Genomic DNA, 18953 nt, shown 5'->3' with positions numbered 1-18953 from the left:
TGGGGGATGGAACGAAGCGAGTTGTTAATGGCGCTGCGCCATGATCCCCGGATGGGAGAAACACGACCGTCCAGCGCTGTGCATCATCCGGCAATCCCCGCTTTGCGCAGCACGGGATTGATGGCGCGGATTCTCGATGCGGCACCCTTGGGCATGCTGCTGGTCGGGCTGGACGGCACCATCGTTTATTCCAATCGCGCCTTTGCCGACATGGTCGGCTATGTCCCTGCCGCCGAACATGCCTTCCGCCTGCTGGACATGGCCGATCCGGCCGACAGTCTGGCGTTGCGGTTGCAATTCGAGCGTCTGGTGCGCGGCGAGGCCCGCTCCTGGCGCGGCGAATATCGCTTCCGCCACCAGCGGCAGCGCGAGCTTTCGGTGCGGCTTGCTGCCAATCGCCTCGAGGGCAAGGACGGCGAGCCCGACATCATCATCCTGCAATTGACCGATATCGAATTGCAGAAAAAGGCTGAGGAAGCGCTGGTCTATTCCGAGGCCCGCTGGAATACCGCGCTGGAAAGCGCGCGCCAGGGCGTCTGGGAACACGATATCCGCACCGATACCATGTTCTATTCGCGCATGTGGCGGCAGATGCGCGGCATGGCGCCCGATGCCGAGGTCGATGGCAATCAGGAAGCCTGGATTTCCCGCATTCACCCTGACGACCGCGACTATATTCGCGCCAATATTTCCCGGCAGGGCGAGGACGATCGCCTCCTGGACGCGCTTGAATATCGCGAACGCATCCAGGATGGCTCCTATATCTGGATTCTCAGCCGAGGCCGGCCCAGCGAATGGGACGAAAACGGCAAGGCCCTGCGCACCATCGGCACCGATACCGACATCACCCGGCTCAAGACCGTCGAGCTGGAACTGGCCGCCGAAAAGGAACGCCTGCACATCACCCTGCAATCCATCGCCGACGGCATGATTTCCGCCAATGCCGATGGACGGGTGGAATTCATGAACGCCGCCGCCGAGCAATTGACCGGCATGCCTGCCGCCGAGGCGCGTGGTCGACTGGTTTCGGATGTGTTTCGCCTGCGCAGCGACAATAGCGGGGAGCCCCTGGCCTGCCCGATCCTCGACTGTCTGGAGAAAAGCCAGCCGGTGCGGGTGGAGGACGATGCGATCCTTTATTGTTGCGATGGCAAGACGCGGGATATCCGCTGCACCGCCGCGCCGGTTCCGGGGGCCAGTGGAGAGATTGCCGGGGCCGTCCTCGTCTTCCAGGATGTGACGCAGAGCCGGACCCTGCAACGCCAGCTTGCCCATTCGGCCAGCCACGACGCGCTGACCGGCCTCGTCAACCGCGCCGCTTTTGAACGGGCGCTGGAAGCCAATGTTGCGGCGGGGCGGGCCAATGGTCGTGCCTCGAGCCTCATCTATGTCGATCTCGACCATTTCAAGCCGGTCAACGACACGGCGGGCCACGCGGCTGGCGATGCGCTGCTCAAGCAGGTGGCGCAGACGATCCGCGACAGCTGCCGCGCCCATGACGTGGTCGGGCGGATCGGCGGCGACGAATTCGCCGTGCTGCTCGAATCCTGCCCGGCGGAGAGCGGCCTCGAGGTTGCCGGCAAGATCGTGCGGGCCGTCGGCGCGCTGATCTTCACCTGGGCGGGGCGGCAATACCGAATCGGCGCCAGCGCCGGCCTTGCCATGGTGACGGTGGATTCGACCTCGCCGCTCGGCTTCATGGGTGAGGCTGATGCCGCCTGCTATGCCGCCAAGGCGGCGGGACGCGGCCGGGCCGTCGCCTTCTCGGACATGGTCAATCCGGTCAGCCGTAATAGACGCTGATCAATTGCCCGCCGATCTCGTGGACCTTGATGTCCATTTCGTAGATTCCTGACAGCACTTCCGGCCGGATCATCGCTGAAGCCGCACCCTGCGCCGCCACCTTGCCGGCCTTCATCGCCACGATATGGTCCGAATACCACGAGGCGAAATTGATGTCGTGCAGCACCAGAACCACGGTCTTGCCCAGCTCGTTCGCCGCCTGCCGCAACAGTTTCATCATGCCCATGGCATGTTTCATGTCGAGATTGTTGAGCGGTTCGTCGAGCAGGAGATAATCGGTGTCCTGCGCCAGCACCATGGCCACGAAAGCCCGCTGCCGCTGCCCGCCGGATAGCTCGTCGAGAAAGCGGTCCGCCAGCGTCCCGAGGTCGAGATAGGCGATGGCCCGCTCGATCTGCGCCTTGTCCTCGAGATTCAGCCTGCCCTTGGAATGGGGATAGCGCCCGAAGGACACCAGGTCGCGCACGGTGAGCCGCGCGGTCATGTGATTGTCCTGCCTGAGGATGGAGAGCCGCCGCGCCAATTCGTCGCTCGGCGCCTTGGTCACGTCCAGCCCGCCCACGGTGACGCTGCCCTTGTCCATGGCCATCAGCCGGCTGACCATCGACAACAGGGTCGATTTGCCCGCGCCATTTGGGCCGATGATCGAGGTGATGCCGCCCTGCGGCAATTGCAGCGACACCCCATCCACTACGCAGGCGGGGCCGTAATTCTTGGTGACATTGGAGGTGACGATCATCGGGCTGATCTCCGCAATACCAGGGCGATGAAGACGATGCCGCCCAGAAATTCAATGATGATCGACAATGCCGTGTCGAAGGCGAAGACCCGTTCGAGCAGCGTCTGTCCGCCGACCAGCGCCACGATGCCCAGCAGGATCGCCGCCGGCAGCACATAGCGATGCTTGGAATTGCCGACCAGCGAATGGGCCAGCGTCGCCACCAACAGGCCGAAAAACGTGACCGGCCCCACCAGCGCCGTCGAAACCGACACCAGAACCGCCACCAGCGACAGGATGACGACGACAGTGCGCTTGTAATCGACGCCCAGATTGATCGCCTGGGCGCGGCCCAGCGACAGCACGTCATAGGTGTGCATCAGCCGCAGGCCGACGGCGCTGACCGCCGCGACGATGATGCAGGAAATGCCCAACAGGGTCGGGTCGGTGGTGGCGAAACTGGCGAACAGCGTATCCTGAAGCACATTGAAGGCGCCCGGATCGAGCATGCGCTGCATGAGCTGGCTGAGACTGCGGAACAGCACCCCGAAAATGATGCCGACCAGCACCAGCAGGTGCAGGCTGCGCTCTTCCCCGAGGAACAGCCAGCGGAACAGGATGCCGGAGAATCCGATCATCACCAGCACTTCGACGATGAACTGGATCTGGCTGTCGATGGCGACCAGCGCCCCGACGCCGAGGAAGAACACCACGCCGGTCTTGATCAGCACATAAAGCGCATCGAACCCCATGATCGAGGGCGTGAGGATGCGGTTATTGGTGACGGTCTGGAACAATACGGTCGAGACGGCCACCGAATAGGCCACCAGCAGCAGACCGAGCAGCTTCTTGCCCCGGAAGCTGAGCACGAAGCTCCAGCTGCCCTTGGCCCCCAGCGTCATGAACAGGACAATGGAGATCACGGCCAGAAGCGACAGGCCGATCAGCACCAGCGCTGGGCGGCCGAGACGGCGTGGAGCAGGGGGGGCGATTATATCCGGGGTCATTTTGCGCCTCGCGGCGTCCGCAGCAACAGATAGAGGAACATGGCGCTGCCCACGACGCCCATCACCACGGCAATGGGAATTTCATAGGGGAAGCGGATCAGCCGGCCGACAATGTCGCAGGCCAGCACCATGCCGGCGCCGCCAATGGCCACCCAGGGCACGGTGCGGCGCATATTGTCGCCGATCAACAGGCTGACCAGATTGGGCACGATAAGGCCGAGAAACGGGATGGAGCCGACCGAGACCAGCACCACGGCGCTGACCAGCGATACGATGACCAGCCCCAGCATCATCACTCGTCGATGATTGAGGCCCAGATTGGTGGTGAAATCCTTGCCCATGCCGGCAACGGTGAAGCGGTCGGCGGCAATATAGGCCAGAATGCAGCAGGCGAGGCCAACCCAGAGCAATTCATAGCGCCCCCTGATCACCCCGGAAAAGTCGCCCATGTTCCAGGCGAGCAGCGAGGCCATCAGATTGGCGCGATAGGCGATGAAGGCGGTGAGCGCGCCGATAATGCCGCCCAGCATGATGCCCACCAGCGGCACCATCAGCACGTCGCGCAGCGGCACCACCCGCAGGATGCGCAGGAACAGGGCCGTGCCGCCCAGCGCGAACAGCGCGGCGACGCCCATCTTGGCCATCAGCGGCCAGCCCGGCGCCAACAGCGTCACGATCAGAAAGCCCAGGGCGGCGGATTCGCTCGTGCCCGTGGTCGATGGTTCGACGAACCGGTTGCGCACCACCATCTGCATGACCAGACCGGCAATGGCCATGGATGCCCCGGCCAGAACCAGCGCCAGGGTGCGCGGAATGCGGCTGATCAGCAGCACTTCCATGGCGCGGCCATCCATGCCGCCACTGATCAGGCTGGAAATGGATACGTCGCTGACGCCGACAAAGACACTGACTACCGCCAGGATCGCGGTAGTGATGGAAGCAAGAATAAGCGCGGGCACGGGGCGGGGGACCTGTCTCGGCAATTTGCCCCTTGTGAGGGCGTCGGAAATAGGATGTTTCGGCTCCTTCGCCGCCCTCCCCCTTGAGGGGAAGGGTCGAGGGTGAGGATTCGGGCGGTTTCACGAACGCCTTGCTCGTGGATAAACCGGAACCCCCACCCTTTTGCGTTGCGGCCTGAAGGCCTCGTTCTGCTGACCTCCCCACTAAGGGGAGAATGGGTAGGTCGCCGATAATCAGCCTAACTTAGCTGTTCAAGCCGGCGATGACCTGGTCCAGCAGCAACATCACGCCCTGATAGCCATGCATCGAAATATAGGAGGCCTGCGGATCGAGATAGACGATATGGCCTTCCTTGGCGGCATTGGTCTGATTGAACAGCTCGTTGTCGAGCAGGGCGGCAGCCGCACCGGCATTCTCGCCAGTGCCGGCATCGCGGTCCACGACGAAGACCCAGTCGGGGTTCACTTCGAGCAGGAATTCGAACGACACGGCATCGCCGCCATGATCGCCGTCCTTCACGCTGTCCAGCGCGGAGGGCATGCCGATTTCGTTATAGACCCAGGCCACGCGCGAATCCGGGCCATAGACGCCCAGCTTGCCAGCATTGGTCACCAGCACCAGAGCCGAACCCTTGCCTTCAGCGGCGGCGCTGGCTTCGGCGACCTTGGCGTCGAGCGCTGCATTGAGCTCTTCGGCCTTGGCCTCAAGGTCGAAGATGTCGCCCAGAACGGTGATATTGTGCTTGATGCCGGAAATGAACTCGGTGTTGCTCACCGATAGATCGACGCTGGGCACGATGTCCTTGGCGGTCGCATAGGCGGCAGCCGAACGGCCGGCGACGAAATAGACATCGGCCTCGGCGGCGGCAATGCCTTCGAAATCGGGTTCGAACAGCGAGCCGATCTGCAGCGCGTCGGCAGCAACCTTGCCACTGAGATAGCTCGGGGCATTGGAGGCAGGAACGCCGGACACGTCGATGCCGAAGGCGTTGAGGTCGTCAAAAACGGCCCAGTCCTGGGTCAGGACTTTGGCGGGCACGCCGCTGATCGTGGTTTCACCCTGGGGATGGGTGATGACCTTGTCCTGGGCGATACTGGCACTGGCCAGCGACATGGTGCCAGCGAAAACAGCCGCGGCAATAGCGGTTGAACGGAAGAGCATGCTCACGATTCGATCCAATCAAGCAGGTGTATCTGGACGGGTCGTATCAACGACACCGGCGCGTCTCCTAAGCAGGGCCGGTCGGGCATGTCAAAGAAAATATGACTGATTAAGTCTTGTTTCCTTGAGCCATTCTAAACTGAATTGCCGAACCCTTTGAATGACTTGACTGTTGTGAATTTTGGCGATGGTGCGACAAACCGGCCCATGGTCGCTGGGCAAGGTGGTTCCGGCCTGAGGGGCACGCGCCCTTCACTCCATCGTCATTGCCCGGCTGGTCCGGGCAATCAAGGTCACCAATCCATTCCTTTGGGACGATATCTAGGCCGATGGCAGATAGGTTTCGCCGGCCAGCGCCATGAAGCTTTTCATCGCCGCCGAAAGCGGACTCGACTTGCGCCGCGCCAGCAGCAATTGCCGCATGGCCCAGGGCTCGGCGAGCGGCGCGCAGACCAGGTCGGTTCCCGCCAGCAGATGCAGGCTGGTCGAGCGCAGGAAACCGATGCCGAACCCAGCTTCCACCATGCGCACCAAAGCGGGGAAACTCTCGACCCGCAGCGCCTCGGTCAATTCCTTGCCGGCCTTTCCGGCCGCTTCGCCCAGCAATCGGTCCAGCGATCCGGCATGATGAATGCCGACAATGGCGTGGGGCAGCACCGCTTCGAATGCCAGGGCCTTGCGCGGCTCGATCTGGCGGGCCAGCGCGTGGTCGGGCGGCGCCAGCACCCAGACCCGCTCATCCTCGAATGGCCTGATCTCGAAGCGGGTGAAGTCGTAATTATCCGAGACGATGGCGATATCGGCCTGCCCCTCGTCCAGCGCCAGCAGCGACTTGGCCGCATTCATTTCGCGGATGGCGATTTCGATGCCGGGATATTTGGCGGCGAATTTCGCCAGCAATTCGGGCAGGCGTCCGGTCAGGGCCGAAGACGTGCAGGCCAGCCGCAGGCTGCCTCTTTGGCCCGAGCCGAAATCGGCCATGATGGCGTCGAGATCAGCAATGGAGCGCAGGACTGTCCGGCACCCTTCGGCATAGGCTTCTCCGGCATTGGTGAGTCGCACCCCATGGGCGGAGCGGTCGAACAAAACCACGCCTAGCCGCGCCTCGAGATCGGAGACGCGCCGACTGACGGCTGATGAAGCAATGCCCTCGCGCTCGGCGGCGCGGCCGATCGAGCCCGTCTCGGCCAAAAGCAATATGAGGCGCGCGGTTACGCTGTCGAATGATGCCATGTCGTCTCCCAATGGCACCATAGCGATTAGCCCCCCATGAGCAAGGAGAAGCCGCGCCAGAGATAGAAAATCCCGATCGCCGTCACCACATAGCGCGTCCAGGCGCGGAAACCGGCATCGCTCATCCGTTGCAGGATGCGATAGCCCAGATTGGTGCCGGCAATGGCAAACGGCGCGCCGATCAGCACCAGCAGCAGGTCATTGCCGCCCATGGCGCTGGCCAGCCCGCCATAGAACACCACTTTGGCCCCGTGGGAGACCACCTGCGTCGCCGCCTTGGTGGCGACGATCCGGCGGCGGTCCATCTGCGTGCGGATGAAAAAGACGTCCACCGTCGGCCCGGATACGCCCACGGTGAGGTTGAGCCCGCCGCCGAGCAGGCCGCACAGCACCGCATGCAGCGGCTTGCTGGCATCGAGCGTCAGCCAGTCCTTGGGAATCCACACCAGAACCGGCATCAGCCCGATGACGATGCACACGCTGGCGAGGTCGGGACTATAGCGCACCAGCAGCAGGATCAAGGCAGCGGCCAGCAGGCCGATGCAGATATGGACGAGGATGCGCCAGTCGATGAAGGCGCGGCTGAACCAGGCGCGCGAGCCATTGGCGACGATCTGGATCGCGCCATGCACGGCTATGGCCGTCGCCACCGGCAGCATGGCCAGCAATACGGCCAGCAGAACTAGCCCGCCCGCCATGCCGAAAACGCCGGACAGGGTGGAGGTGACAAAGACGGAAAAGGCGACGATGGCGGCGGTCAGGAGCGAAAGCATGGCACTAGAGTTGCCCGCGCCCGCCGGCCCACGCCATCTCCCGTTCGGCATGGGGTCATGCCGCCCGACCCCATTCCACGCCGGGGCGGTCAATAATTGCATTCTTTGCGCAGATTGCATCTTGAATGGCACCGCTATTGCGCCTTTTATAGCGGTGTGCGTTTGATTTGCCCGATCGATGACCCCTTAAGAGTCTAGCTCCCGTCGGGCTCCCTTTTTGATGTCTGGATTGCTTCCTTGATTAATCTCAAGGCTGGCCGCGACCGTTCGCGCGGCGATGCTCGGGCCCATCTGGCCGCGGCCCATGCTGGCAAGGGCAAAAGTCCGCTTCTGCGGATAACCCTTTACTCCCTGCGCCATTATTGGCAGGCAAGCCTGGCCATCGGGGCCACCATCATTGCCTCGGTGCTGCAATTGTCCATTCCGCGCCTGCTCGGCCAGGCGGTGGATCAGGCGCAAAACGTGCTCAGCACGGCCGCCGATGGCGCGCAACAGGCGCTGCTCTGGACAGCGCTGACCCTGCTTTCGGTCTCGGTGGCGCGCGGTGTCTTCACCCTGTTGCAGAACTATTTCTCCGAAAGCGTCGGCCACCATGTCGGCTACGAATTGCGGCTGGTCTTTTACGACAAGGTGCAAAAGCTCTCCTATTCCTTCCATGACCGGGTGCATTCGGGCGATCTCATCACCCTCGGCCTGCTCGATCTCGATGGCCTGCGCATGTTCTTCTCCACCGGCCTCGTGCGCACCGTGCTGCTGGCCGTGCTGATCGGCGTCGGCGCCTATATGCTGCTCACCACCGATATGGTGCTGGGCCTGCTTGCGCTCAGCTTCGTGCCATTCGTCGCCTGGCGCTCGTCCTCGGCGCAACTGACCCTGCGCAAGACCTGGTTGGTGCTTCAGGAGCGGCTGTCGGTCCTCACCCGGGTCATGGAGGAAAATCTCGGCGGCATCCGCGTCGTCCGCGCCTTTTCCGGGCAGAAATTCGAATTGGCCAAGTTCGACGCCGCTTCCGCCTCCGCGCTGGAACTGGCGCATGAACGGGTGCGGGTCCGCGTCAACAATACCTCGATGATGACCTTCTCCTTCTTCGTCGCCATGGGCCTGGTGCTCTGGGTTGGGGGCAACAAGGTCATTGCCGGGGAAATGAGCGTGGGCACGCTCGCCTCCTTCCTCACCTTCATGACCATTCTGCAAATGCCGGTGCGTCAGCTCGGCCTCATGGTCAATTCCTTCGCCCGCGCCTCCACCTGCGGGGCGCGTTTCTATGGCTTTTTGGATACGCCCATCGAAATCGAGGACCGGCCCGGGGCTGCGCCCCTGCGCATCACCGACGGCACCTTGCGGTTCGAGGACGTGCATTTCACTTATCCCGGCGCCTCCCATCCGACCCTCAATGGCGTCAGCTTCGAAGCCAGGATGGGCCAGACCATCGGCATCGTCGGCGCGCCCGGCTCGGGCAAATCCACCCTCGCCCATCTCATTCCGCGCTTTTACGACGTTACGTCCGGCCGCATCACGCTCGATGGACAGGACGTGCGCGAGGTGACGCTGCAAAGCCTGCGCCGCTCGGTCGCCGTGGTGCAGCAGGACTCGTTCCTGTTCACCACCACCATCGAAAACAACATCGCCTATGGCGATCCCTGGGCCAAGGAGCGCAAGATCGAAGGCGCGGCGGAAAGCGCCCAATTGCACAATTACATCATGGGCCTGCCGAGCGAATACGACACCGTGGTGGGCGAGCGCGGCGTCTCCCTCTCGGGTGGCCAGCGCCAGCGCCTCGCCATTGCGCGCTCACTGGTGCTCAAGCCCGCCGTCATGGTTTTCGACGATTCCACCGCCGCCATCGACGCCGGCACCGAACACCGCATCCGCTCTGCCATCCGCCGTTATGCCAAGGACCGGGTGACCATCATCATCGCCCATCGCCTGTCTTCGCTCATGCATGCCGATCTCATTCTTTTCCTTGAAGATGGCCGCGTCACCGAACGCGGCAGCCATGCCGAACTGCTGGAGCAGAACGGCCGCTACCGAGCCCTTTACGATCTGCAAACCCGGCCCGGAGACGACTTGGAGGCAGCACAATGAGCGTGGTCGATGACGATGAGCGCGAAGTCGCCGCCTTTCCCGGCCAGCGTCCGCCCCGCGCTTCGGTTGGCAGCCACAAGATCGAGGAAGAGGTCTTCGGCAAGGCCTACGATCCGCAGACGGTGCGGCGCATCTGGGCCTTCGTGCATCCCTATCGCCACAAGATCTATTTCTCGGTCATCGCGGTCCTGGTTTTCACCATCACCCAGCTGGCCATTCCGCTGATCATCGGCAATGCCATCGACACGGCGCTGGTGACGGGCGGCGACGCCAATGGCCTGCTCTGGGCCGTCGGCGCGTTCGCCGTGGCGATCCTGTTTAATTTCGCCGCCTCCTGGGTGCAGGAAACCCAGGTGGGGCAGGTGGCCGAAAACGTGCTGTTCGACATGCGCCGCGCCATGTTCGCCCAGCTCCAGCGCGTCTCGCTGTCCTACATGGACAAGACCGAGGTGGGCCGGCTGATGAGCCGGCTCCAGGGCGACGTCAATTCCATGCAGGAATTTCTCGAAACCTCCGTGGTTTCGGTGGGCGACATCGTGCTGCTTTTCGGCATTGTCGCGGTGCTGCTCAGCCTCGATCCCTGGCTGGGTCTGTTGACCATGGTCACCATGCCCGTCCTGTTCATCGTCCGCATCTTCTGGCTGCCGCCGGCCAAGCGCGCCTTCTGGGCTGCCCACGAAACCAATTCGCTCACCAATGGCGCCATGGCCGAGGGCATTAACGGCGTGCGCACGGTGCAGAATCTCGACCGCCAGAAGGTCAATTTCGACCTCTATGACGACAAGGCCTATCACAATCTGCGCACCCAGCTCACCGGCTCCAAATATGCGCAGGTCATGGTGCCGATCGTGGATTCGCTCACCGGCATTTCCATGGCCACGGTCATCGTGGCCGGCGGCGCGCTGGTGCTCAATGGCTCCTTGCAGGTCGGCGTCATCGTCGCCTTCCTCTTCTATATCCAGCGCTTCTTCGACCCGATCCGCTCGCTCACCATGCAATATTCCATCATGCAGCGCGCCATGACCTCGGGCCGCCGCATCACCGAAGTGCTCGACCTGCCGGTGGTCATCGACGACAAGCCCGACGCCGTGGTCCTGACCGGCGACATGGATGGCTCGGTGGCCTTCAATGATGTGGTCTTCGGCTACGATTCCAGGCGCCCGGTACTCAAGAACGTCTCCTTCCGCGTCAATCCCGGCGAGACGGTCGCCCTGGTCGGTCCCACCGGCTCGGGCAAGACCAGCGCCATGGCCTTGGTTCACCGTTTCTACGAAGTGCAGGGCGGCGCGGTGCTGGTTGGTGGTCATGACGTGCGCAATGTCACCCAGGAGAGCCTCGGCGAACAGGTCGCCATGGTGTTGCAGGAACCCTTCCTGTTCACCGGCACCATTTTCGACAATATCCGCTACAACAAGGCCACGGCGACGCGCGAGGACGTGATCGCGGCGGCCAAGGCGGTCGGTGCGCATGATTTCATCGCCCGCTTCACTGACGGCTACGACACCATGCTCGAACAGCGCGGCTCCAATCTGTCATTGGGCCAGCGCCAATTGCTCAGCTTCGCCCGCGCCCTGGTCGCCGATGCGAAAATCCTCGTGCTCGACGAGGCGACCGCCAATATCGACTCCTATACCGAGCGGCAGATTCAGAAGGCGCTCGAAGTCCTGCTCGACGGCCGCACCGGCATGGTCATCGCCCATCGTCTCGCCACCATTCGCGGCGCCGACCGCATCATCGTCCTGCAAAATGGCGAATTGATCGAACAGGGTAATCACGACCAGCTCATGGAATTGGGCGGGCTCTATTCCCGGCTCTACAACATGAATTATGCCAGCTTCGACGACATCCCCGACGACCTCGTCGCCCAGGCCAACGCCAAGGCAGCAAGCACATAAACGATCCGGCGAATTCGGCTGAGGCAATCAGTCCAGCAAAGTCCCCGCCCATCGTCATTGCCCGGCATGCCTGGGCTTGCCCCGAGCACCGGGCAACCCGGGCCAGCAAGCTGGATCACCGGGACAAGCCCGGTGATGACGATGAAATTAAAAATGGTAGACCGAAAGCCTATTCAGTACCCGGCAATCCAACCCACAATTTGGTACGATTCCATCGGCTCCTGCGCCTCCCTCCCCCTTGATGGGAGGGAACGAGGGTGGGGGGCCGATCCATCCGCAATCGCAAAGGCAAATCGCGCCGGCGGCTCCCCGCCTCGCCTCAACCATCTCAAGAGCAGCGGAAACGACCGACCCTATTCCGCCACTCCCGCGAAATCGGCTGCGGCAATCTGCCAGGCAAAGTCCCCGCCCATCGTCATTGCCCGGTGCCCGGGCTTGCCCCGAGCACCGGCAATCCAGCCCATGCACAGGCCTGCAAGCTGGGTCACCGGGACAAGTCCGTAATGACGATCGAGCACGGAAACGGATTCCCACACCGCTCCGCCTTCTCCTCCCTTTCGTCACCACCGGGCTTGTCCCGGTGGTCCATGCGATTCCAAGCTGAAAACAGCGGCTACTCGCCTATTCCCCTGCCAATTCCGGATAGATCAGCACCGAGCATTGCCGATTATTGGCATCGAGCTTGGCCTGATCATCCGCCGAGACCAGTCCCGAATAGACCGGTTCCCAGAGATCGTCGCGGATCACCCCTTCCAGCCCGCATTGGCAATAGGTGGCGCAGAGCGCCGGGGTGGTGCCGGTGGCTTCGCAGGAGGTCTGGCAGGAATTGAGGAAGTCCAGTTCGCGCCCGGCATTCTGTGCCCCGGTCGCCATCGACAATGGCGCGATCACCGCCAGCAGCAAAGGCTGGTGAACCAGATAGATGACGAGGCTCCAGCGCCCCATCCATCCGAGGAACCGCGCCGCTCCGTTCCGGGGCTGGATTTTGGCTAGCCCCGCCTCCAACCGTGATCCCCGGGCCAGCCGCGCGGCGACAATCCCGGCCAGCACCACCCCGAACCAGGGAAAGAGCGGCACGAGGTCATTGGTCAGCGGCGGCACGTCCCAGAACCCGATCCAGGACAGGGCGACATTGTTGAAGAGGGCATCCCGATAAACGAAATGCAGCCCGATCACCGCGCCGCCCACCAGCGCGGTCAGCCAGACCGGCGTGAACAGGAAGGGCAGGGCCAGAAGGCTGAACAGGGCAATGGCATGCAGCACGCCGAAATAGACGAAGCTTTGCGGAAAGGTGATCCAGGTGCCCAGCGTGATCAGCAGCGCGCCGATGGCGATGAACAGCGTCCGCTTCCAGAAGCGCTTCCAGCGCACGCCTTGGCCATGCCCGAGCACCAGTCCGACGCCGACCAGCGCCATGAACGAGAAGAGGATCGAGCGGGCAAACAACACCCAGCCCGGATCATACCCCACATCGACCGGCAGGAAGCCGTAATAGGACAGATCCCAGCTGCAATGGTAGATCACCATGGCGACGATGGCGACGCCGCGGGCGATGTCGATCACGGGAAGTCGGGGGGGCGTGGCCGCCGATCGATCCGCGCTCAGTGCCATCGCCTCGCCCATAGCCTAGCCCCTGAAATTGGCGACCACGGCGAGGAAGGCTTCCCCATAGCGGTCGAGCTTGCCCTGGCCGACGCCGGGCAGGTTGAGCATGTCATGGGGATGGACCGGCTCCGCCAGCGCCATCGCCTTGAGCGTCGCATCGTGGAAAATCACGTAGGGCGGCACGCCCTGCGCCTTGGCGATCCGCAGCCGCTCCTCGCGCAGCGCTTCGAAAAGTGGTTGCGCATGATCGGGGATACTGACCGCTTTTTGCAGCGACCGGCGCACCTCCAGCGATTTTCGCGGACGGTCCTTCCTGAGGGTAACAGTCTGTTGACGCTTGAACACCAGATGCGCCGATTCCGCCAGGAAAAGGGCACCATGATTAGCGTGGTTGACAAGGATAAAGCCCATTGCCGTCAATTGCCGCAGCACCGATTGCCAGGCCTTTGCGTCGAGTTCCTTGCCCTGGCCGAACACCTTCTGGTTCTGATGGCCAAACCGTTGAACTTTCTCGGTTTCCTTGCCGAGAAGCACGTCGATCACATGCGCGGCGCCGAAGCGCTGCCCGGTGCGGTAGATCGCCGCCAGCGCCTTGATCGCGGCCTCGGTGCCATCCCAGCTTTCCACCGGCGACCGGCAGGTATCGCAATTGCCGCAAGGCCCTGGATAGGTCTCGCCGAAATGGCTCAGGATCGCCTGCCGGCGGCAGGACGCGGTCTCACAGACACCCAGTAAGGCATTGAGTTTGCTGTGTTCCAGGCGCTTGACCTCGTCGGGCGCATTGCCCTCGTCGATCATGCGCCGCCGCTGCACCACGTCCGCCATGCCATAGCTCATCCAGGCATCGGCCGGCTGCCCATCGCGCCCGGCGCGGCCGGTTTCCTGGTAATAAGCCTCTATGGAGGCCGGCAAATCCATATGCGCCACATAGCGCACATCGGGCTTGTCGATCCCCATGCCGAAGGCGACGGTGGCGACGAGGCACAGGCCCTCTTCCTTGAGAAAGGCATCTTGATTGGCGCTGCGCGTCTGCGCGCTCATCCCGGCATGATAGGGTAAAGCCTTGATTCCCTTTCCATTTAGCCAGTCTGAGACGTCTTCGACCTTGGCGCGGCTGAGGCAATAGACGATGCCGCTCTCGCCCTTGTGCCCGCCGAGAAAGTCCAGCAATTGCTCGCGCGGCTTGTCCCGCTCGACGATGGAATAGGAAATATTGGGCCGGTCGAACGAGGTGGTGAAAACCCTGGCCTGTTCCAGCCCGAGCCGCTCGATAATGTCCTCGCGCGTCGTCGGATCGGCCGTCGCGGTCAGCGCAATGCGCGGCACGCCGGGAAAAAGCTCAACCAGATGAATGAGTTCGCGATATTCGGGGCGGAAGTCGTGGCCCCATTGGCTCACGCAATGGGCCTCGTCGATGGCAAAGAGCGCGATGTCGCAACCGCCCAGCATATTGGCGAAACCCGGGGTCGCGACCCGTTCCGGCGCGACATAGAGCAGGTCCAGTTCCCCGCGCCGCAATTGCCGCCGCACCTGGGCGGATTCCTCGGGCGTCAGCGACGAATTGAGCGCGGCAGCGGCCACCCCGGCCTGTTTCAACGCCTCCACCTGGTCCCGCATCAGCGCGATCAGCGGCGAGACCACGATGCCCACGCCGGCCCGGCAAATGGCCGGGATCTGGAAGCACATGGACTTGCCCGCGCCGGTCGGGAACAGCACCACCGCGTCGCCGCCCTCCGTCACATGCTCGATGACGTCGGCCTGCTGCCCGCGAAATTGGCGATGTCCGAAAATGTCACGCAAAACGGCCAGCGGCTCGGGCCGCTGGTAGCGCTGAGGCGAGAACAGATCTTGAGACTCAAGGGCTTCCACACGCCTCTTGAATCATGCGCCACCCGCCGTGGCAACCGGCTGGACCGGCTTTGCCCGCTTCGTATCGGTCACGGCTTCTGCGCCGGCTCGATTCGGCCCTGGATATAGTTTTCGATCTTGTGGGCCAGGATGCGTTTGAAGCGTTCCTTCTCGGCTTCCGCATGGGTGACGATCTCCCGGACCCGCCAGAATTCCATGGCGCCGAAATTGCCGACATGCGGGCGGATATAGATGTCGGGCGGATAGGCGGCCATCATATGGGCGGTCAGCGAATGCATCATGATCTGCGCTGAGCCGAACCAGATGTCGATGGCCTTGTGATCAGTCTTGGTCAGGTTGGCGGATGGGTCGCCGGCAACATCGATGCCGATGAGGAAATCGGTGCCGATATCGGCCTGGTCGAGCGGCAGGGGATTGACCACCCCGCCATCCACCAGAATGTGATTGTTATAAAGCACCGGCTTGAAAAAGCTGGGAATGGCCAGCGAGCCGGCAATGGCGGGGCGCAGGGGGCCGGAATTGAACACGACCTGATGCCAGGACTGGAAATCCGTCGCCACCACATAAAGCGGCACTTTGAGATCGCGGAATTCCAGCGGAAAATTGGCCGGTGTGAATGCGTCCACGATGCTGGCCGCGTCCAATTGCACCGAAATGCCGTTCTTGAGCAGGCCGCCAATTCCACGGATCTGGGTCGACCAGAGTTTGGCGGCAATGATCCGCAAAGTGCCCAGCACTTCGAAGCTGTGCTCGCGCAATTCCTTGCCGCTCATTCCGGCGGCCCAGCCCGCGCCGATCAGGGCGCCGATCGAGGTGCCGGAGATGATTGAGGGCCTGAGCCCAAGCTCGTCCATGGCTTCGATATAGGGGATATGGGTCAGCCCCCGTGCCGATCCGCCACCCAATGCCACGCCGATCCGTGGCCCATTCAATGTGCTCACCTGTCCACGCTCCGCATCCTTCATGCGCAGCTTTGCCGCGAACGCCATGCCACGCCGTTGCAGCGGCGTCAGCGGGCGTTCGGGAGGAGCCGCACCAAAGACGGTTCTGAACGGGGAGCCTAGTCCCGCAAGATTGAGGAATGGTTCAGTTCTTCTGCCGAGAAACTTCGCGCCAGCCGATGTCCCGGCGGCAAAAGCCTTCCGGCCAGTCAATCGCGTCCACGCCTGCGTAAGCACGTTTCTGTGCCTCTTTCACCGATGCCCCGAGCGCAGTGACATTGAGAACGCGCCCGCCATTGGCAATCAAACGCTCGCCATCGCGCTTCGTTCCGGCGTGAAAGACGGTGAGCGTGTCGCTGTCGAGACCATCGGTGTCCCGGATCTGGCTGCCCTTGCCATATTCTCCCGGATAGCCCTTGGTCGCCATGATCACGGTCAGCGCATAGGCATCCTTCCAGGCGACCTTTCTTCCGGCCAGCGTGCCCGTGGCAACGGCTTGCAGTAGGGGAACGATGTCGCTTTCCATGCGCATCATCATCACCTGAGTTTCGGGGTCGCCGAAGCGGGCGTTGTATTCCACCAGCTTGGGTCCGTCTTCGGTCAGCATAAGGCCGGCATACAGCACGCCGGCATAGGGCGTGCCGCGCTTGGCCATGCCCCGCACGGTGGGTTCGATGATGCGGGCCATGGCTGCGTCATAGGCATCCGAGGTCAGAACGGGAGCCGGTGAATAGGCGCCCATGCCCCCGGTATTGGGGCCCTGGTCGCCATCGAATGCGCGCTTGTGGTCTTGTGCCGTGGTCAGCGGCAAGATGGCTTCGCCGTCGGTCAACACAAAGAGGCTGACTTCTTCGCCTTCCATGAATTCCTCGATGACCACCGCCGCGCCGGATGCGCCAAATGCGCCGGAGAAGCAGTCGATGATCGCTTCTTCTGCCTCCTCGACGCTCATGGCCACGGTCACGCCCTTGCCGGCAGCCAGTCCATCGGCCTTGACGACGATTGGGGCGCCTTGCGTATAGAGATAGGCTAGCGCCGACGCCTCATCCTCGAAACGCCCATAGGCGGCGGTGGGAATGTCGAACTCATCGCACAGCGCCTTGGTGAAGCTCTTGCTGCCTTCGAGCTGCCCGGCCTGCTTGCTGGGGCAGAAACAGATAATTCCCGCGGCCCGCAAGTCGTCACCCAGCCCCGCGACAACCTGCGCGTCAGGACCAACGACAACAAAGTCGATGGCATGCGCTTTGGCAGCGGCGGCAACGGCGCCGTGGTCGGTGATGTCCACCGCCACATTCTGCGCCATGGCGTCAGTGCCGCCATTGCCGGGGGCGACAAACAACGCCTCCACCAGTGGCGATTGGGCAATTTTCCAGGCCAGCGCGTGTTCACGTCCACCCGAACCGATCACCATTACGCGCATGTCGTGCCTCCTGTCGCTTCGCGGGCGTGATGCACGAGAGCCGGCGAGGAGGCAAGCGGTAAAGCCTAAAGTTCGGCTTCCTTGAAGATCGGCATGATATCGCCATTCCATTCGCCACGGAATTTTTCCAGCCAGCGTTCGGCGGGCGCCTTGCCGGTGCGGATGGTTTCTTCGAGCGGGGCCAGATAGATCGTCTCGTCCTTGCCGGCGGCGTTGAGGCGGTGGCGCCGAACCAGTCCGGCTTCGGCTATGCCCACTGCCTGCGCGGCGATGTCGAAAATGCTGGACCGGTCAAACGGCGTGGCAAGACCCAGGCGCGGCACTTCCCGACGCAGATAGTCGCGGTCCTCGTTGGTCCAGTTCCGCACCAGTTCCCAGGCCGCCTCCAGCGAGATGTAGTCATAAAGCAGGCCGGTCCAGAACGCGGAGAGGGCCACGACATGGGCCTCGTTGCCCATATCGGCGCCGCGCATTTCGAGGAATTGCTTGAGCCGCACTTCGGGGAAGATAGTCGAAAGATGGTCTTCCCAATCCTTGACCGTCGGCTTTTCGCCTGGAAGCTGGGGCAGTCGCCCGTCGATGAAGTCGCGAAAGCTCTCGCCCGCGACGTTGACATATTGCTGGTCGCGGATGACGAAATACATCGGCACATCAAGCGCGTAATCGGCATATTGCTCGAAGCCGAACCCTTCGTCGAAGGCGAAGGGCAACATGCCCGTGCGGGCATCGTCGGTATTGAGCCAGATATGGCTACGGAAACTGAGATAGCCGGTGTCATGGCCGTCGGCGAAGGGCGAATTGGCAAAGAGCGCCGTAGCGACCGGCTGCAACGCCAGGGAAACGCGCAGCTTCTTGACCATGTCGGCTTCGCCGGAAAAGTCCAGATTGGCCTGCACCGTGGCCGAGCGGTACATCATCGAGGTGCCGAGAGTGCCCACTTCCCCCATATAGCGGGTCATTATCGCATAGCGCGACTTGGGCATGGACTTGATCTGGTCCACCGCCCAGAGCGGGGTGACCCCGAGGCCGAGAAAGTGAATGCCCAGCGGCGCGGCAACTTTCTTGCTCACGCGCATATGTTCGGCCATTTCGGCAGCGGTGCCATGCAGGTCGGCCATCGGCGCGCCGGAGAGCTCGAATTGTCCACCCGGCTCCAGCGATATGCCGCCGGCAATGGCGTCATTGCGCAGCCCGATCGGATTCTCGCCGTCATAAAAGGGATGCCAGCCCGTCTCCCTCTCCATCCCCTCAAGAAGAGCGCGGATGCCGTTCTCGCCTTCATAGGCGACGGACCGCAAAGGGTCAGTGTGGAAGACATGCTTTTCGTGTTCGGTGCCGATGCGCCATTGCTCAGCCGGCTTGGCGCCACGCTCCATTGCCTCGATCAGGTCTGCCCGCGATTCGATAAGGGGCGATGAGGTGTCGGGGCCGGTCATGTAGTCCTCTTGGTTGAGGCGAATAAACTGGGGCGCGAAAATAGCGA

The 18953-nt window shown here is 62.7% G+C and carries 15 protein-coding genes; 3 read left to right on the top strand and 12 right to left on the bottom strand.

Features of this window, described 5'->3' with window-relative positions:
• Positions 1-27: 27 nt before the first annotated feature.
• Complete coding sequence (locus H0482_RS12450; RefSeq protein WP_193730385.1) at positions 28-1803, top strand: diguanylate cyclase; 1776 nt, start codon at positions 28-30, stop codon at positions 1801-1803.
• On the opposite strand, the gene H0482_RS12445 is transcribed toward H0482_RS12450, so the two are convergent.
• From H0482_RS12445 to H0482_RS12420, 6 genes are all read right to left on the bottom strand, one after another.
• Complete coding sequence (locus H0482_RS12445; protein ID WP_193730384.1) at positions 1784-2542, bottom strand: iron ABC transporter ATP-binding protein; 759 nt, start codon at positions 2540-2542, stop codon at positions 1784-1786. The two genes, H0482_RS12450 and H0482_RS12445, sit on opposite strands and share 20 nt — an antisense overlap.
• A complete protein-coding gene (locus H0482_RS12440) occupies positions 2539-3528 on the bottom strand; it encodes an iron chelate uptake ABC transporter family permease subunit (RefSeq protein WP_193730383.1) in 990 nt (329 codons plus the stop codon). Before H0482_RS12440 ends, H0482_RS12445 begins: the two co-directional genes overlap by 4 nt.
• Positions 3525-4487, bottom strand: coding sequence for an ABC transporter permease (locus H0482_RS12435; protein WP_193730382.1), 963 nt, complete (start codon positions 4485-4487; stop codon positions 3525-3527). Before H0482_RS12435 ends, H0482_RS12440 begins: the two co-directional genes overlap by 4 nt.
• A gap of 244 nt (positions 4488-4731) precedes the next feature.
• The gene (locus H0482_RS12430) at positions 4732-5649 is read right to left on the bottom strand and encodes a siderophore ABC transporter substrate-binding protein (RefSeq protein ID WP_193730492.1); all 918 of its coding nucleotides are present in this window, start codon (positions 5647-5649) and stop codon (positions 4732-4734) included.
• A gap of 321 nt (positions 5650-5970) precedes the next feature.
• Positions 5971-6882, bottom strand: a complete 912-nt coding sequence (locus H0482_RS12425) for a LysR family transcriptional regulator (protein WP_193730381.1) — start codon at positions 6880-6882, stop codon at positions 5971-5973.
• Positions 6883-6908: 26 nt separating this feature from the next.
• Positions 6909-7655 (bottom strand): TSUP family transporter, encoded by a 747-nt coding sequence (locus tag H0482_RS12420; RefSeq protein ID WP_193730380.1) that lies wholly within the window; start codon positions 7653-7655, stop codon positions 6909-6911.
• A gap of 237 nt (positions 7656-7892) precedes the next feature.
• On the opposite strand from H0482_RS12420, the gene H0482_RS12415 reads away from it, so the two are divergent.
• Positions 7893-9740, top strand: a complete 1848-nt coding sequence (locus tag H0482_RS12415; RefSeq protein ID WP_193730379.1) for an ABC transporter ATP-binding protein — start codon at positions 7893-7895, stop codon at positions 9738-9740.
• Positions 9737-11635, top strand: coding sequence for an ABC transporter ATP-binding protein (locus H0482_RS12410; RefSeq protein ID WP_193730378.1), 1899 nt, complete (start codon positions 9737-9739; stop codon positions 11633-11635). Before H0482_RS12415 ends, H0482_RS12410 begins: the two co-directional genes overlap by 4 nt.
• Before the next feature lie 353 nt (positions 11636-11988).
• Here the strand turns inward: H0482_RS12410 and H0482_RS16785 are convergent, their stop codons facing one another.
• The 6 genes from H0482_RS16785 to H0482_RS12385 form a co-directional block, all read right to left on the bottom strand.
• Positions 11989-12123, bottom strand: a complete 135-nt coding sequence (locus H0482_RS16785) for a hypothetical protein (protein ID WP_269144687.1) — start codon at positions 12121-12123, stop codon at positions 11989-11991.
• A gap of 133 nt (positions 12124-12256) precedes the next feature.
• Positions 12257-13198 carry a DUF1624 domain-containing protein gene (locus H0482_RS12405; protein WP_193730377.1) on the bottom strand — a complete coding sequence of 314 codons (942 nt, stop codon included), beginning with the start codon at positions 13196-13198 and terminating at the stop codon, positions 12257-12259.
• A gap of 63 nt (positions 13199-13261) precedes the next feature.
• A complete protein-coding gene (gene recQ, locus H0482_RS12400) occupies positions 13262-15109 on the bottom strand; it encodes a DNA helicase RecQ (protein WP_193730376.1) in 1848 nt (615 codons plus the stop codon).
• A gap of 68 nt (positions 15110-15177) precedes the next feature.
• Complete coding sequence (locus H0482_RS12395; protein WP_193730375.1) at positions 15178-16050, bottom strand: patatin-like phospholipase family protein; 873 nt, start codon at positions 16048-16050, stop codon at positions 15178-15180.
• Positions 16051-16195: 145 nt separating this feature from the next.
• Entirely contained in the window at positions 16196-17470 is a 1275-nt protein-coding gene (purD, locus tag H0482_RS12390; protein WP_193730374.1) for a phosphoribosylamine--glycine ligase, read from the bottom strand.
• A 65-nt stretch (positions 17471-17535) separates the two neighbouring features.
• Positions 17536-18906 (bottom strand): glutamate--cysteine ligase, encoded by a 1371-nt coding sequence (locus tag H0482_RS12385; RefSeq protein WP_193730373.1) that lies wholly within the window; start codon positions 18904-18906, stop codon positions 17536-17538.
• Positions 18907-18953: the final 47 nt, after the last annotated feature.

The organism is Devosia faecipullorum (assembly GCF_015158295.1).
GTDB classification, from domain to species: domain Bacteria; phylum Pseudomonadota; class Alphaproteobacteria; order Rhizobiales; family Devosiaceae; genus Devosia; species Devosia faecipullorum.
Note: the sequence above shows the minus strand (reverse complement) of the source record. Positions and strands in the feature narration are given on the sequence as shown.

Bases quoted from the DNA above. Each gene is read 5' to 3' on its own strand.
- H0482_RS12410 (WP_193730378.1), top strand. From the start codon at position 9,737: ATGAGCGTGGTCGATGACGATGAGCGCGAAGTCGCCGCCTTTCCCGGC.
- H0482_RS12425 (WP_193730381.1), bottom strand. From the start codon at position 6,882: ATGGCATCATTCGACAGCGTAACCGCGCGCCTCATATTGCTTTTGGCC.
- H0482_RS12385 (WP_193730373.1), bottom strand. From the start codon at position 18,906: ATGACCGGCCCCGACACCTCATCGCCCCTTATCGAATCGCGGGCAGAC.
- H0482_RS12445 (WP_193730384.1), bottom strand. From the start codon at position 2,542: ATGATCGTCACCTCCAATGTCACCAAGAATTACGGCCCCGCCTGCGTA.
- purD (WP_193730374.1), bottom strand. From the start codon at position 17,470: ATGCGCGTAATGGTGATCGGTTCGGGTGGACGTGAACACGCGCTGGCC.
- H0482_RS12450 (WP_193730385.1), top strand. From the start codon at position 28: ATGGCGCTGCGCCATGATCCCCGGATGGGAGAAACACGACCGTCCAGC.
- H0482_RS12440 (WP_193730383.1), bottom strand. From the start codon at position 3,528: ATGACCCCGGATATAATCGCCCCCCCTGCTCCACGCCGTCTCGGCCGC.
- H0482_RS12420 (WP_193730380.1), bottom strand. From the start codon at position 7,655: ATGCTTTCGCTCCTGACCGCCGCCATCGTCGCCTTTTCCGTCTTTGTC.
- H0482_RS12430 (WP_193730492.1), bottom strand. From the start codon at position 5,649: ATGCTCTTCCGTTCAACCGCTATTGCCGCGGCTGTTTTCGCTGGCACC.